Consider the following 15926-nt stretch of genomic DNA (forward strand, 5'->3'; position numbering starts at 1 on the left):
CAACCTTAGTTGTAGTGCCCTGCACATTGGTTCGTCTTGTTCAGTTTTCAAAGGTCTTTGTCACTTACTTCTCTCAAGTGACAACTATATTAGTATATCACAGGCGCTTTCGCTTGTCAACACTTTTTTGAAATTTTTTTGAAACTTTTTTTCATCAAGTGCTTCAACCGCAACATACCATAGTCCGTACGGGATTCGAACCCGTGTTACCGCCGTGAAAAGGCGGTGTCTTAACCCCTTGACCAACGGACCAGAGTTGTTATTTTCAACTCTTACTATTATACAGACTTTTTCTGACTTGTCAACTACTTTTTCTGTTTTTTTCAAATTAAGTAAAAAGAGCCAGAATTATACTGACTCTTCTATTGATTATTAAACTTAGAAGCACGTTCTTCTCCCCACCAATATGGGATTAGTTCTGCGACTTTCACTGTCTTTCTTGTATTGTAGTCCATCATGAATTCTGCTTCTTTATTTTCAACGTTCAACTCTAAGAGGAACTCTCTGCATGCGCCACAAGGCATACCCGAACTTCCACCATAAGGTGGTTGCTCTCGAAAGGCTAAGACTTTTTTAACCTTAGTTTGTCCCGAGAATTGGTACATATTGAAGAGTGCTGCCCGCTCTGCGCAGAGATGGAAAACACCACATGTTCCCTCCATACAGAATCCTGTAAATATTTGTTCATCTTCTGCTTCTACTGCGGCAACGACATGATTAGCATAAACAAAATCAGATACTTCATGTGGATTATACAATTTCTGTGCTTCTTCGTACATCTTTTCCCAGATGTCCATTATTGTACCCTTCTTACTTAGAGATTTCCTTTAACATATTTTCGATATGCTGGATTGATTTTTCACGTCCAAGCAAGAAAATTGTATCTGGTAATTCTGGTCCATGCATTTCACCTGAAACTGCGATACGAATAGGCATAAAAAGATTTTTTCCTTTAATACCTGTTTCTTTTTGAACAGCTTTGATTTGTGGGAAGATATTCTCTGTTACAAATTCATCATCTGTCATCGCTTCAAGTTTTGCTTTGAAGGCTTCAAGAACTGTTGGGACTGTTTCCCCCGCCATGACTTCGCGCTCTGCTTCTGTCAATTCTGGGAAATCTGAGAAGAAGAGATCTGTCAATGGGATAATCTCATCTACTGATTTCATTTGTGGTTTATAGAGCTCAACTAATTTTTCAGCCTTGTCAGTCAATCGACCTGCTTCTTCTAGGAATGGTTTTGCCATTTCAAAGATAGTTTCTAAATCTGCATTCTTGATATAGTCATTGCTCATCCAGTCCAGTTTTTTCTGGTCAAAGGCTGCTGGAGACTTGCTGAGTCGGTTTTCATCGAAAAGTTTAATGAGTTCTTCACGAGAGAAGATTTCATCTTCGCCACCTGGGTTCCAACCAAGAAGAGCAATAAAGTTAAAGACTGCTTCTGGAAGGTAACCTTTCTTTCGGTAATCTTCGATAAATTGAAGTGTATTAGTATCACGTTTAGACAATTTTTTCCCAGTTTCAGAGTTGATAATCAAGGTCATATGACCGAACTCTGGAGCTTCCCAACCAAGTGCTTCATAGACCATAAGCTGTTTTGGTGTATTAGCAATGTGGTCATCTCCACGGATTACGTGAGAAATTTGCATATCATGGTCATCGATGACAACGGCAAAGTTGTAAGTTGGGTAACCGTCTTTCTTTTGGATAACCCAGTCACCACCAATATTGCCACCTTCAAATTCGATATCACCTTTAACCATATCATGCCACTTGTAGATACCTGACTCATTGACCGCCAAACGAACTGTTGGAATGATACCAGCTGCTTCACGTTCTGCGATGTAAGCTGCTTTTTCTTCTTCACTCATACCAAGGTATTCGTTAATGTAGCGAGGTGTTTCACCAGCTGCTTCTTGGCGTTCGCGTTCAGTTGCCAACTCTTCTTCTGTAACGTAAGATTTGTAGGCTTTTCCTTCAACTAGCAATTGATCGATGAATTTTTGATACAAGTCCAAACGCTCAGACTGGCGGTAATTTTCATGTGTTTCTGGGCTTTCATCCCAATCCATACCTAACCAACGAAGGTTTTCAAGTTGTGAACGTTCACCATCTTCGACATGGCGTTTACGGTCAGTATCTTCGATACGGATAATAAAAGTTCCACCGTGATGACGTGCATAAAGGTAGTTGAACAATGCTGTACGGGCATTTCCGATGTGTAGTAGTCCTGTTGGACTTGGTGCGTAACGTACGCGAATATCTTTTGACATAGTTTCTCCTATAAAGTCTCTAGGCGTCTGCCTTTTTGCTCTCTATATTATATCACAAGTCTTGGCTGAGGCCAATTTCTATGGATAAAGAGAGTAAAAAGAGTGGACAAGCCACTCTTTTCTTCTATTATAGACGTGCGTTAAGTTCTTTGCTCAATTCTTCAAATCCTGGTTTTCCAAGAAGGGCAAACATGTTACGTTTGTAAGCTTCAACACCTGGTTGGTCAAATGGGTTGATAGCATTCAAGTAACCTGAAAGAGCGATAGCCAATTCGAAGAAGTAGATTGTGTAACCAAGAGTGAAAGCATCTTGCTCTGGAAGAGTCACGTACATGTTTGGTACATCACCGTCTGTGTGGGCAAGAAGAACACCGTCAGTTGCTTTTTTGTTTACAAAGTCAACGTCTTTTCCTTGAAGGTAACCAAGTCCATCAAGGTCTTCTTCCAAGCTAGGGATAATCACGTTTTTACGAGGTTTGTCAACACGGACAACTGTTTCAAACATGATACGAGTTCCTTCTTGGATAAATTGACCAAGTGAGTGCAAGTCAGTTGAGAAGTTGGCTGAAGTTGGGTAGATACCTTTTTGGTCTTTTCCTTCTGATTCACCAGCCAATTGTTTCCACCATTCTGAGAAGTATTGAAGTGATGGCTCGTAGTTTACCAAGATCTCAGTTGCATAGCCTTTACGGTAAAGGATGTTACGAACTGCTGCGTATTGGTAAGCTTCGTTTTCAGAGATTTTATCTGAAGTGTAGTCTTTGCGAGCTGCATTCGCACCTTCCATAAGGGCTTTGATGTCAGCTCCTGATGCTGCGATTGGAAGCAAACCAACGGCTGTCAATACTGAGAAGCGTCCACCGATATCATCTGGAACAACAAATGTTTCCCAACCGTTAGCATCTGCTTCAACCTTAACAGCACCTTTTTGGCGGTCAGTTGTTGCATAGATACGTTTGTTTGCTTCTTCTTGACCGTATTTCTTAACCAAAAGTTCTTTGAAGACACGGAAAGCGATAGCTGGTTCAGTTGTTGTACCTGATTTAGAAATCACGTTTACCGAGAAGTCTTTGTCTGCAACATACTCTACCAAGTCAGCAAGGTAAGTAGATGAGATTGAGTTTCCTGCGTAAAGGATTTGTGGAGCCTTGCGTTCTTCTTTTGTTTGCAAGTTTGCAAAGTGGTGGTTCAAGAAGTCGATTGCTGCTTTCGCACCAAGGTAAGATCCACCGATACCGATTACAACCAAAACATCGCTGTCTGATTTGATTTGCTCAGCAGCTTTCAAGATGCGGTCAAATTCTTCGCGGTCATAGTTTTCAGGAAGGTCCAACCATCCCAAGAAGTCGCTACCAGCACCAGTTCCTTTACGGATCAATTTATCTGCTGCTGTTACTTGTGATTGCATGTATTCCACTTCATGTGGTGCAACAAATTTGTCTAAAACTTTTGAATAATCAAATTTAATATGTGACATGTTATTCCTCCAATATTTCTTCTTTTCTATCATAACGCTTACCTTCGTTTTTTTCAAGTTTTTTTGTCGAATTTCTCCATTTTTTATCAGAATTCAAACGTTTGCGTAAAAATCCCACATTCCAAAAATTTTGAAAAAATAAAATAAAGAACGACCAGATGTCCCAGTCGTTACAGTTCATTCAATAAATACTCAAATAATTCTAAATTGCCATCTTCTTCATTAACCAGAAACTCTGGATGCCACTGCAAACCGATAATGCGGTGCTCGTCGATAGACTCAATCGCTTCAATAGTTTGGTCTCTTGGATCAATAGCAGTTACACGAAAATTAGGTGCCAAATCTTTAATGCTTTGACGATGGACAGAGTTGACCTGACTTTCTTTCCCAAATAGCTTAGCCACCACGCTTCCCTCCACTGTCTCAATAGAGTGAGATGTTCCGAAAGGTAATCCTTGCCAGTGACCTTCGATTTCTTGATTGAGGGTTCCACCAAAGGCAACATTGACAAGTTGAACACCACGACAGATTGCCATAATTGGTTTATTCTGACGAAGCGCTTCTTTCAAGAGTGCCAATTCAAATTCGTCACGGACCAGATTATAATCATCGCTCTCGATGGTCTTTTTCTCTCCATAAAACTGAGGATGGACATTTTGACCGCCTGTCAAAATAAGCTTGTCAATCATTTCCACATAATCGCGTACAACTGACCCATCACCAACAGGAATGACTAAAGGGAGACCACCGACTTGACGAATGCTCTCTGCGAATCTACAAGATACAGATGAATGAATGTTTTTGCCCTCTGCGTCTACGGGACATAGATTTGCAGCAACTCCTACAACCGTTCTAGCCATGATGCCTCTCCTTTCGAATGTTAACGATAGTCTTATCATATCACTCAAAATGACTTTCGTCTAATATGTTTTTTTTAAGGCTGTGATAAATATTTTTTATGGACAAGAAAAAGCTGCCCAAGGGGACAACTTTTTTCTTATTCAAAAACAAATTGATTGTGATAGAGTTCTGAATAGAAGCCACCCAGTTTCAAGAGTTCATGGTGGCTACCGCGTTCAATGACTTCTCCATCTTTAAGGACAATAATCTGGTCTGCATTGAGGATAGTCTTCAAACGATGGGCAATGACGAAACTAGTTCTGCCTGCTACAACCGCCTCCATGGCATGCTGAATCTTGCTTTCTGTCACAGTATCTACGTTCGAAGTGGCTTCATCGAGAATGAGAACCTCTGGATCTGTCATCAGGGTTCGAGCGATAGAAATCAATTGCTTTTGTCCTGTCGAGAAGATGCTCTGGTCATCATCTATAAGAGTATCGTACTTATCAGGCAAGCTTTCGATGTAGTCGTGAATGTGGGTTGCCTTGGCTGCTACCTCAACCATTTCTTGACTAGCATCTGGCACACCGAAACGGATATTGTCTCGAATCGTTCCGCTAAATAAGACCGAATCCTGCAAAACAATTCCCACCTTGCTTCTGAGACTATCCAAGTCATAGTCACGGATGTCTTTCCCATCAAAATAAATACCACCAGCATCAACATCATAAAAGCGATTGATGAGGTTCATAATAGTCGTTTTCCCTGAACCTGTCGGACCAACAACCGCTGTCATCTGGCCTTTAGGGGCAGAAATGCTGACATCTTTCAAAATAGGTTTATCAGGCAAGTATGAAAAATCAATATGACTAATTTCAACACCTTCTTGCAACTGAGTAAAGATCGGCGCCTTTTCAGGTCGGATTTCTTCCTCTGCGTCAAACATTTCCTGAATCCGTTCAGCACCTGTAAAGGCCAACTGAAGACTTCCCCAACTAGCTGCAACTTGGATAATAGGCTGGTAGTACTGCTGTGAAAATTGGGCAAACATAACAATCAAACCTAGGGCTGTACTGGTTTCAATAGACTTATCATTCAAAAGTACAGCTGAACCAGCAAAGATGACGACGGCTGTATTAACCAGACTCATCCCATTCATGACAGGGAAAAGAATTCCTGAGAACATTCTTCCTTTAAAGGTTGCCTTGCGTACGCGCTCATTTTGTTCAAGAAATCCTGCCATCATATCCTCTTGAATCCCTTGAACAATGACAGCTTTTTGACCTGAGATACTCTCATCCATATAGGCGTTGAGTTTCCCTACCTCTTTCTGCTGGAGATTGGTGTATTTGCGTGCCATTTTTACGATGAAAATCAGCATGAGGAAGGCTATTGGTGTGCTGGCAATGGTGATGAGAGCCAGCGTCACATTCCTCGAAAACATGACAAGAATCAGACCGATATATAAAACAATATTGCTCATGACCTGAATCAAGCTTTCGTTAAAGGCTTGGAGGATATTATCCAAATCACTGGTAAAACGAGACAGGATATCTCCATCTTGTCGGCGGTCAAAGAAAGAAACCGTCAAGCGAGCAAGCTTACCGAAGAGGCCTTTGCGCATCTCGTTAGTCGACTCTGCAATCACGCGCGTCATGAGACACATGTATATGACACTAGAGATAAAGAGAACCAAAACCAGCAGACCAAGATTGACCATGATTCCTGATAGGCTTTGCCAAACAAGTTCTGGATTGCCATTTTGATAAGCTTGAACTAAATTAGCTAGCTGCGTCACTGCTTGTCCAGAAAAGACCGGAAAAAGGGCTTGGGCAAGAGTTGCCAGAACAATCATCAGGATAACAACTACAAATGATAGCTTATAGACTTTAAAATAATTCCAAAAAAATTGAACTGTCTTCATTTTACTCCTCCTTTCCTTTCTGTGTTTCGTAGATTTCACGGTAAACGGAATTGTTGGCAACCAAGTCTGCATGCGTACCTTGACCAATCAATCGTCCTTGATCCAGTACTAAGATTTTATCTGCATGAACAACCGAGCTAATCTTTTGAGCGATGATAATGGTTGTCGTTCCCTTCAAGTCCTTATTCAAGGCTTCCTGAACCAGGCGCTCTGACTTGGCATCCAAGGCTGAGGTCGAATCGTCAAAAATCAGAATACGTGGATTGCTGACAATTCCACGGGCAATCGACATCCTTTGTTTTTGCCCACCTGAAAAGTTGGTTCCCCTTTCTTCAACTGGACTTTCAAAGGTTTTCTCCATACGATGAATGAATTCACTGGCTTGAGCAATATTGGCTGCGCGCTCCATTTCAAATAAAGTAGCATCTCCCTTACCCTGTCTCAAGTTATCTGCAATCGTTCCACTAAAGAGAATGGCACGTTGGAGAACGATAGAAACTGTTTTACGCAGGGTTCCTTCACTCACTTCTCGAATATCCTTGCCTCCAATTTTGATAGCACCCTCCTGTGGGTCAAAGAGACGTGGAATCAATTGAGCCAAGGTTGATTTTCCTGCACCAGTCGCTCCAACGACACCAACCATTTGTCCAGGTTCGACAGTAAAGCTCACATCTTTCAACATCGGTTCCTTATCCATTGGATAGGTAAAGGTCACATTTTCAAAGCTAAGACTTCCGACCAAGTCTTCATCTGGGACATCCTTGAAGGTCATGGCTGGCTCTGCGTCAAGAATTTCTCGAATACGACGCATAGAAATCATAGCACGACTGACAGAATTTCCCAAAAATCCAACCATAATAATAGTAAAGATAATCTGGCTTAGGTAATTAACAAAGGAAGCAATGGAGCCAACAACCGATGGATCCGATTGAACCATCCCTGCAACTAGCCAAATAGAGAGGAAAACCGCCCCATAACCGACCAACATCATGACAGGTTCCACTACTGAAAAGGCATATCCGATGTAAAGGTTTTGACCGAGAAGCTCGTCTGAAACCTCCGTAAACTTAGCAAACTGCTCTTTTTCTTGGACAAAGGACTTGACCACACGAACACCGCGTAGATTTTCCTTGGCAATGGCATTGATGCGCTCAAGAAGTGTTTGAAACTTGGCAAAACGAGGCCCCATCATTCCCATCATGACAGCTGTCAAGCCAAAAATCAAGATTACCATTAGAACAATCACCCACCACAGAGAGGGTAAGGTTTGAACCGCCAGGATAAACGAACCGATGAACAAAAGGGGAAGTCTGAAAAGAATTTGGAAGGTCATCATGACGACGTTCTGAATCTGGTTGATATCATTTGTCATGCGAACGACTAGATTTCCCGCATTAAATTGTTCAATATTGGCATAAGAAAAGGTTTGGATTTTACGGAAGGCTTCCTCCCGAAGGTCAGATGAAACTCCTTGGGCAATATAGGCTGCGAGGACAACATTGAGCCCACCAGCAACCAGACCGACCAAGGCCACACCAATCAACCAAGCCCCGATACTATAAATAGCTTCATAGTTCCCAGCAAGGAGGGCATCTAACACTTCCTGCAGATAACGCGGCTGCAGAAGTGAACTAGCAACCATCAAGCCTGTCATCAGGAGCGAAGCCAAGGCCTGCCACTTATAGGTTTTTATTTTCTGAATCAGCATACTTTCTCCTTAAAAAATAGACAAAAGGGAGCGACAATGTGTCAGCTCCTTCTCATTCTGTTTGTGTGATGTTATTCTAGCAAAAAAGTGGGAACTTGTCAAAGAAGTCTCCTTGATATAGCTATAATGACTGGCAAGTCTTGACTTTATAATTTTTGTTTTAACTCGACCAAGACATTCATAGCCTGCATAGGTGTCATGTTATAAACATCTAGTTTAGACAATTCTGCTAGGACAGGATGTTCTTCAGTCGTATCAAAGAGTGAAATCTGTTCAGTGACGGCACTTGTTTGTCTCATGGGAGCAGGACTTTCTGTTCCTTGACTCTCTAGCTGAGTCAAAATCTTATCCGCCCTTGCTAAAAGGTCTGCTGGCAAGCCAGCAATCTTGGCAACATGGATACCGTAGGATTTATCAGCTGGTCCTGGTTCAATCTTGTGAAGGAAGGTGACCTGCCCATCCTGCTCCAAGGTTGCCACGTGGACATTGACCAAGTGTTGTAAACTAGACTCCAGACTAGTCAACTCATGGTAGTGGGTCGCAAAGAGGGTCTTAGCTCCGATGTGCTCATGGATGTATTCGATGATGGACTGAGCAAGAGCCATCCCGTCATAAGTTGCAGTTCCCCGTCCCAATTCATCAAAGAGAATGAGAGAGTCCTTGGTCGCATGCGAAATGGCATTGTTAGCCTCCATCATCTCTACCATGAAGGTTGATTGACCTGAAACCAAGTCATCTGCTGCTCCGATACGGGTAAAAATCGCATCAAAAATCGGTAAATGGGCGCTTTCTGCTGGCACATAAGACCCCATCTGGGCCATAACCGACGTCATGGCTAACTGACGCATATAGGTTGACTTTCCGCTCATGTTGGGCCCTGTAATCAGTTGAATACTGGTATCTTCTGCCATCTGAATCGTATTTGGAATATAGGTCTGAGCCCCCATAACCTTTTCAACGACAGCATGGCGCCCTTTCTGGATATCAATTCGCGAATCCTCTCCGAACTCTGGCCGAATCAAATGCTGGGTTTCAGCCACAACCGCCAGACTCTGTAAGACATCAACTGTCGCAATTCCTTGAGCTAGAGCCTGCAAACGCTGGATATACTTACTGACTTCCTCACGGATGCGCATAAAAATTTCATACTCTAGGTTTGCTGACTTTTCACGCGCCTCCAGCATATCTCCTTCGATACGGGCTAATTCTTCGGTTCCAAAACGTTCTGAGTTTTTCAGCGTCGCCTTGCGGAAAAAGTGAGCAGGCACATTTCCCAGTTGAGAATTGGTCACATGGAAATAGTAGCCATCCTTCTTATTGTAGTCAATCTTGAGCGTGCTGATACCAGAATTTTCTCGCTCCTTAGCCTCAATCTCAGCAATCCAGCTAGTCCCTTCTCTGAGAACGCGACGGTACTTGTCTAAAGTCTCATCAAATCCAGTCCGAATGATTCCTCCATCTGTAATCACATGAGGAGCTTCAGGAGCAATCGCTGCGCTAATCAAACTCTCCAACTCAGGGATTCCATCCAATTGTGCGATGAGATAAGCTAGAGCAGGTTGCTCCATCCCTTCTAAAATCGCACGAATCCGTGGCACACTGGATAAGGTGGTCGCCAACTGCAAGAGATCCTTGGGATTGGTTTTACCAAAAGAAACACGACTAGCCAAGCGTTCGATATCATAGACACCCTTGAGACTGTCTGTCAAATCACTACGCTCAAAGAAATGGTCGAGGAAGACCTGCACCACTTCTTGACGTTGGACGATTCGTTCCTTATCAATCAAGGGACGATGGATCCAAGACCGCAAGAGACGCATTCCCATAGCCGTCTTGGTTTCATCCAAAAGCCAGAAAAGACTACCTTGCTTCTTTCCTGAACGAGCATTCTCAACCAAATCCAGACTAGCCTTGGTCGCATAATCCATCTGCAAGAAATCCTTGATTTCATAGCGTATAACAGGCTTGAGGTGGTTCAATTCCCTCATCTGAGTTCGATGAACATACTGGAGCAATTTACTAGATGCCGCTTGCTCCACAGATGCCAATCGTGAATCCAGTAAATGAAGGTCTTCAAAGCCTTCTTTTTCATATGAAAGCACCAGATTCATCTGACGACTGAGGATTTGTTCTTCTTCCTCAGACAAGTCATAACCCAGCACCACTTCTCGCGCCTTGAGATTACGGATTTCCCCACAAACCAGCGTGAAATCCAAAAGACCTGTCACATAAAAGTCACCCGTCACCAGGTCCATATAAGCTAAGCCAAATTGATTGCCATCTCGATCTATAGCAACCAAGAAGTTGTTCTGACTGTCTGGCTTAGTGCTATCGACTACTGTCCCGGGTGTAATGACCTGAACAACCTCTCGTTTCACAACCCCAACTGCTTGTTTAGGATCTTCCATCTGCTCTGCGATAGCTACCTTATAGCCCTGCTCAATCAAGACATCTATATACTGCTGGGCAGAATGATAGGGGACACCCGCCATAGGAATCGGATTGTCGGCATTCTTGTTGCGACTCGTTAAGGAAATTTCCAGAATCTGCGCAGCATTGACCGCATCCTCATAAAATAATTCATAAAAATCACCCATCCGAAAGAGCAAAAACGCATCTGGATATTGCTTTTTAATATCCACATACTGTTGCATGCCGGGTGATAGCTTCTCTGTCGCCATTTTCCGTCTCTCCTTGTCAAAAATAAGTCTTGAGAGCGACTCTCAAGACCTTACTTATCTTTCATCAAATCTAGCAAACGATCTTCCATGAGTTTGGCAACGTGCTGGTCTCGACAAATAACCAATAAGGTATTGGCACCAGCAACTGTTCCTAAAATCCATTCATCCTTGTTTGCATCTACAATATTTGCCAAAACAGAGGCTTCTCCCAATTTGGTATGAAGTACCAAGGTAAACTCTGCTCTTGCAACACCTTCTAAATGATGAGACAAAAATTCCACCAAATCAATCTTTTCTGTCTCATTTGCTAGTACATAATACACCATATCATTTTTCTTGACCTTGGTCAAGCCGATTTCGCGCAAATCACGAGACAGGGTTGTCTGCGTCACAAAAACATTGTGCGCCTCCAACCGATCTTGAATTTCTTTTTGTGTACTTAACTTCTCCTCAGTAATCATTTTTTTTATTAACTGATGACGATCTCTTTTTCTCATAAAATCCTCTTATATGCATATTTATAACTATTTTTATAACTATATTATACCAAAAAAATAGGAGATTTCAAAAATTTTTTCTTCTTTCTTTAAAATTGTGATAAAATAGTAGAAAAGTCCAAAAAGGAGCTCTTAATGAATACAAAAGAATTGATTGCTAGCGAATTGGCTAGCATCATTGATAGCCTGGACCAAGAGGCTATTTTAAATTTACTGGAAACCCCTAAAAACTCAGAAATGGGAGACATTGCTTTCCCTGCTTTTTCACTTGCAAAAGTCGAACGTAAAGCACCTCAAATGATCGCGACTGAACTGGCTGAAAAAATTAACAGCCAAGCCTTTGAAAAGGTTGTCGCAACAGGACCTTACGTCAACTTCTTCCTTGATAAATCTGCTATTTCTGCTCAAGTGTTGCAAGCGGTTATCACTGAAAAAGAACACTATGCTGATCAACATATTGGCAAACAAGAAAATGTTGTTATCGACATGTCTAGTCCCAATATCGCTAAACCATTTTCTATTGGTCACCTACGCTCAACTGTTATCGGAGATAGCTTGTCACATATTTTCCAAAAAATCGGTTATCAAACGGTCAAGGTCAACCATTTGGGAGACTGGGGTAAACAGTTTGGGATGCTGATTGTTGCCTACAAAAAATGGGGTGACGAAGAAGCTGTAAAAGCTCATCCAATCGATGAACTCCTTAAACTCTATGTCCGCATCAACGCTGAAGCTGAAAATGACCCTAGCTTGGATGAAGAAGCACGCGAATGGTTCCGTAAACTTGAAAATGGAGATGAGGAAGCTCTCGCTCTTTGGCAATGGTTCCGTGATGAAAGTTTGGTGGAATTTAACCGCCTTTACAATGAATTGCAAGTCGAATTTGACAGCTATAACGGGGAAGCCTTCTACAACGATAAGATGGATGCAGTTGTAGACATTCTTTCTGAAAAAGGACTTCTTGTTGAGTCAGAAGGTGCCCAAGTTGTCAATCTTGAGAAATATGGAATTGAACATCCAGCCCTTATCAAGAAATCTGATGGTGCAACTCTCTATATCACTCGTGACTTGGCTGCAGCCCTTTACCGTAAAAACGAATACCAATTTGCTAAATCTATCTATGTCGTTGGTCAAGAGCAATCTGCCCACTTTAAACAGCTCAAAGCCGTCTTGAAAGAAATGGGCTACGACTGGAGTGAAGACATTACTCATGTTCCTTTTGGTTTGGTTACAAAAGAAGGGAAGAAACTCTCTACTCGTAAAGGGAATGTCATCTTACTAGAGCCTACTGTTGCAGAGGCTGTTAGCCGTGCCAAGGCCCAAATCGAAGCTAAAAATCCTGAACTGGAAAATAAAGACCAGGTAGCGCATGCTGTTGGTGTTGGAGCCATTAAATTCTATGACCTCAAAACCGACCGTACAAATGGATACGACTTCGACCTAGAAGCTATGGTATCCTTCGAGGGTGAAACTGGACCTTATGTTCAATACGCCTACGCTCGTATCCAATCTATCTTACGCAAAGCGGATTTCAAACCAGAAACAGCTGGCAACTATAGCTTGAATGATACTGAAAGCTGGGAAATCATCAAACTCATCCAAGACTTCCCACGTATTATCAACCGTGCGGCGGATAACTTTGAACCTTCTATCATTGCTAAATTTGCAATTAGCCTAGCTCAAGCCTTCAACAAATACTATGCACATACACGTATCTTGGATGAAAGTCCAGAACGCGACAGCCGTCTAGCCCTCAGCTACGCAACCGCAGTCGTTCTCAAAGAAGCCCTTCGCTTGCTTGGAGTAGAAGCGCCAGAGAAGATGTAAATCGCCAAAGTTACTTGATTGCAAAGCAATCTAAGTAACTAACGCCAAATCCTGTCAGGAATTTGGCTAGGCACTTCACTAGTAAAGAAACATAAATATTATCGATTTATGTTTCTTTACGTCGTAACCAGAGACACTTGCCTAAACGCCTCACTAAATTGGTCAACCAAATCTATTAATTGGCTTAGTGGCTGGTGGCAATCTTCAAGTCACTAGAATGCAAGGCAATCTAAGCAACGAATGTCAAACCCTATCAGGGATTTGGTTAGGCGCTTCACTAATTCAATCTACTCACTACTACTTCTTTATCATACAGGGAGATATTCTATGAGCCAATATGCTTATATCCTCGTTGTAATTAGCTTGGTGTTCCTTTTTCTGCTCAATAAGTACGAGAAGGAGAGACTTCAAAGGCTCTACCAAGAACAACTTTTAAAGGATGAAACATTTAGGAGTGATATCAAAGAGAAAATTCACACGACTGAAAATATCAATGATGTCATTGCTTACATCAATAAAACTTATCATCTGGGAATGTTGCTATCAAAAGACATTACAGATCAATTGAAATAAACCGAGCTATTCTTTAAAGAATATCAAAACCGAGACTAAGAGTTTAATACTTAGGCTCGGTTTTTGTATATTTTTCAAGTAATAAAGTAACTACTCCCCAGCAATGCAAGTGCAAAATCCCCTAGAATGTGATAAAATAAAAAGAGAACTCTATCAAGGAGGAAAACATGGAAAAACAAACCGTCGCCGTCTTGGGGCCTGGTTCTTGGGGAACTGCCCTTTCACAAGTCTTAAATGACAATGGACACGAGGTACGTATTTGGGGAAATCTTCCCGAGCAAATCAATGAAATTAATACCTATCATACTAACAAGCACTACTTTAAAGATGTCGTTCTAGATGAAAATATCATTGCCTACACTGACTTAGCAGAGGCATTAAAAGATGTAGATGCGATTTTGTTTGTTGTCCCAACAAAAGTGACACGACTTGTTGCCCAACAAGTTGCAAAAACCTTAGACCATAAGGCTATCATCATGCACGCATCAAAGGGATTAGAGCCTGATAGCCATAAACGATTATCAACTATCCTTGAAGAAGAAATTCCTGAACATCTCCGCAGTGATATTGTCGTTGTTTCAGGACCTAGTCATGCGGAAGAAACCATTGTACGTGACCTGACTTTAATCACTGCTGCTTCTAAAGATTTACAAACAGCTCAATATGTTCAGGAACTCTTTAGTAATCACTACTTTCGACTTTATACCAATACGGATGTTATCGGAGTTGAAACTGCTGGTGCTCTTAAAAATATTATTGCTGTCGGTGCTGGAGCTTTACATGGTTTGGGATTTGGTGACAATGCCAAGGCAGCCATCATCGCTCGAGGCTTGGCAGAAATTACCCGCCTAGGAGTAGCACTTGGGGCCAGTCCATTGACCTATAGTGGCTTATCCGGTGTAGGAGACTTGATCGTAACGGGAACCTCCATCCACTCTCGTAACTGGAGAGCCGGAGATGCTCTTGGTCGTGGAGAATCTCTAGCTGATATCGAAGCCAATATGGGCATGGTGATTGAAGGAATCTCAACAACTCGAGCAGCCTATGAACTAGCGCAAGAACTTGGAGTCTATATGCCAATTACACAAGCCATTTACCAAGTTATTTACCACGGAACCAATATTAAAGATGCCATTTACGACATCATGAACAATGAATTTAAAGCAGAAAATGAGTGGTCTTAACCCTCTAGAGAAAGGATTCTTATGACATCAAAAGTTAGAAAGGCAGTCATCCCTGCCGCTGGACTTGGAACTCGATTTTTACCAGCAACCAAAGCACTTGCTAAAGAGATGTTGCCAATTGTGGACAAACCAACTATCCAATTTATCGTAGAAGAAGCTCTTAAATCAGGTATTGAAGATATTCTGGTTGTCACTGGTAAATCAAAACGTTCTATTGAAGACCACTTTGACTCAAACTTTGAGCTTGAGTACAACCTCAAAGAAAAAGGCAAACATGACTTACTAAAATTGGTAGACGAAACAACTGGCATTCGCCTTCACTTTATCCGTCAAAGCCATCCTCGTGGTCTTGGCGATGCTGTCTTACAAGCAAAAGCTTTTGTAGGGAATGAGCCCTTCGTTGTCATGCTGGGTGACGACCTAATGGATATCACAGATGACCACGCTGTCCCTTTGACAAAACAATTGATGAACGATTACGAGACGACTCACGCATCAACAATTGCTGTTATGCCTGTCCCTCATGAAGAAGTTTCAGCATATGGAGTTATCGCTCCTCAGGGTGAAGGGATTAATGGTCTCTACAGTGTCGAAACTTTTGTTGAAAAACCAGCTCCAGAGGAGGCTCCAAGTGATCTAGCTATTATCGGTCGTTATCTGCTCACACCAGAAATTTTTGAGATCCTCGAAAATCAAGCTCCTGGCGCTGGAAATGAAATCCAGCTTACCGATGCTATTGATACACTTAATAAAACACAACGTGTTTTCGCCCGTGAATTTACAGGAGCTCGTTACGACGTTGGGGATAAGTTTGGTTTTATGAAAACATCTATTGACTACGCCCTCAAGCACCCACAAGTCAAAGATGACTTGAAAGATTACCTCATCCAACTGGGAAAAGAATTGGCTGAGAAGGAATAACATAAAAAGATAAGGTTCAAAAA

Annotated in this window: 12 protein-coding genes and 1 tRNA gene; 4 read left to right on the plus strand and 9 right to left on the minus strand. The window is 42.0% G+C overall.

Features of this window, described 5'->3' with window-relative positions; translation table 11 throughout:
• Positions 1-180: 180 nt before the first annotated feature.
• From ACLNCW_RS09640 to argR, 9 genes are all read right to left on the minus strand, one after another.
• Positions 181-252: transfer RNA gene (locus ACLNCW_RS09640), tRNA-Glu, on the minus strand.
• A gap of 110 nt (positions 253-362) precedes the next feature.
• A complete protein-coding gene (locus ACLNCW_RS09645; protein ID WP_153209228.1) occupies positions 363-797 on the minus strand; it encodes a cytidine deaminase family protein in 435 nt (144 codons plus the stop codon).
• 13 nt (positions 798-810) lie between these two features.
• Entirely contained in the window at positions 811-2271 is a 1461-nt protein-coding gene (gene gltX, locus ACLNCW_RS09650) for a glutamate--tRNA ligase (protein ID WP_000031049.1), read from the minus strand.
• A gap of 127 nt (positions 2272-2398) precedes the next feature.
• The gene (locus ACLNCW_RS09655) at positions 2399-3748 is read right to left on the minus strand and encodes a glucose-6-phosphate isomerase (protein ID WP_049515882.1); all 1350 of its coding nucleotides are present in this window, start codon (positions 3746-3748) and stop codon (positions 2399-2401) included.
• 170 nt (positions 3749-3918) lie between these two features.
• A complete protein-coding gene (locus ACLNCW_RS09660; protein WP_261011438.1) occupies positions 3919-4608 on the minus strand; it encodes a gamma-glutamyl-gamma-aminobutyrate hydrolase family protein in 690 nt (229 codons plus the stop codon).
• A gap of 137 nt (positions 4609-4745) precedes the next feature.
• Positions 4746-6512: a multidrug efflux ABC transporter subunit PatB gene (patB, locus tag ACLNCW_RS09665; protein ID WP_424846191.1), complete on the minus strand. Its 1767-nt coding sequence runs from the start codon at positions 6510-6512 to the stop codon at positions 4746-4748.
• Position 6513: 1 nt separating this feature from the next.
• Positions 6514-8220, minus strand: a complete 1707-nt coding sequence (gene patA / locus ACLNCW_RS09670) for a multidrug efflux ABC transporter subunit PatA (RefSeq protein ID WP_424846193.1) — start codon at positions 8218-8220, stop codon at positions 6514-6516.
• 146 nt (positions 8221-8366) lie between these two features.
• Positions 8367-10901 (minus strand): DNA mismatch repair protein MutS, encoded by a 2535-nt coding sequence (gene mutS, locus ACLNCW_RS09675; protein WP_424846195.1) that lies wholly within the window; start codon positions 10899-10901, stop codon positions 8367-8369.
• Positions 10902-10951: 50 nt separating this feature from the next.
• A complete protein-coding gene (gene argR / locus ACLNCW_RS09680) occupies positions 10952-11398 on the minus strand; it encodes an arginine repressor (RefSeq protein ID WP_001231476.1) in 447 nt (148 codons plus the stop codon).
• A 135-nt stretch (positions 11399-11533) separates the two neighbouring features.
• Between argR and argS the strand changes: the two genes are divergently transcribed.
• The 4 genes from argS to galU all read left to right on the plus strand — a co-directional run bounded on the left by argS (position 11534) and on the right by galU (position 15903).
• Positions 11534-13225 carry an arginine--tRNA ligase gene (gene argS, locus ACLNCW_RS09685; protein WP_033685309.1) on the plus strand — a complete coding sequence of 564 codons (1692 nt, stop codon included), beginning with the start codon at positions 11534-11536 and terminating at the stop codon, positions 13223-13225.
• Between the two features lie 327 nt (positions 13226-13552).
• Positions 13553-13798, plus strand: a complete 246-nt coding sequence (locus ACLNCW_RS09690) for a hypothetical protein (protein ID WP_020903404.1) — start codon at positions 13553-13555, stop codon at positions 13796-13798.
• Between the two features lie 167 nt (positions 13799-13965).
• Positions 13966-14982, plus strand: a complete 1017-nt coding sequence (locus ACLNCW_RS09695) for an NAD(P)H-dependent glycerol-3-phosphate dehydrogenase (RefSeq protein WP_020903403.1) — start codon at positions 13966-13968, stop codon at positions 14980-14982.
• Between the two features lie 21 nt (positions 14983-15003).
• Positions 15004-15903, plus strand: coding sequence for a UTP--glucose-1-phosphate uridylyltransferase GalU (galU, locus tag ACLNCW_RS09700; RefSeq protein ID WP_000202214.1), 900 nt, complete (start codon positions 15004-15006; stop codon positions 15901-15903).
• Positions 15904-15926 lie beyond the last annotated feature (23 nt).

This window comes from Streptococcus sp. CL6.22 (assembly GCF_049738055.1).
GTDB classification, from domain to species: Bacteria; Bacillota; Bacilli; order Lactobacillales; family Streptococcaceae; genus Streptococcus; species Streptococcus mitis_DJ.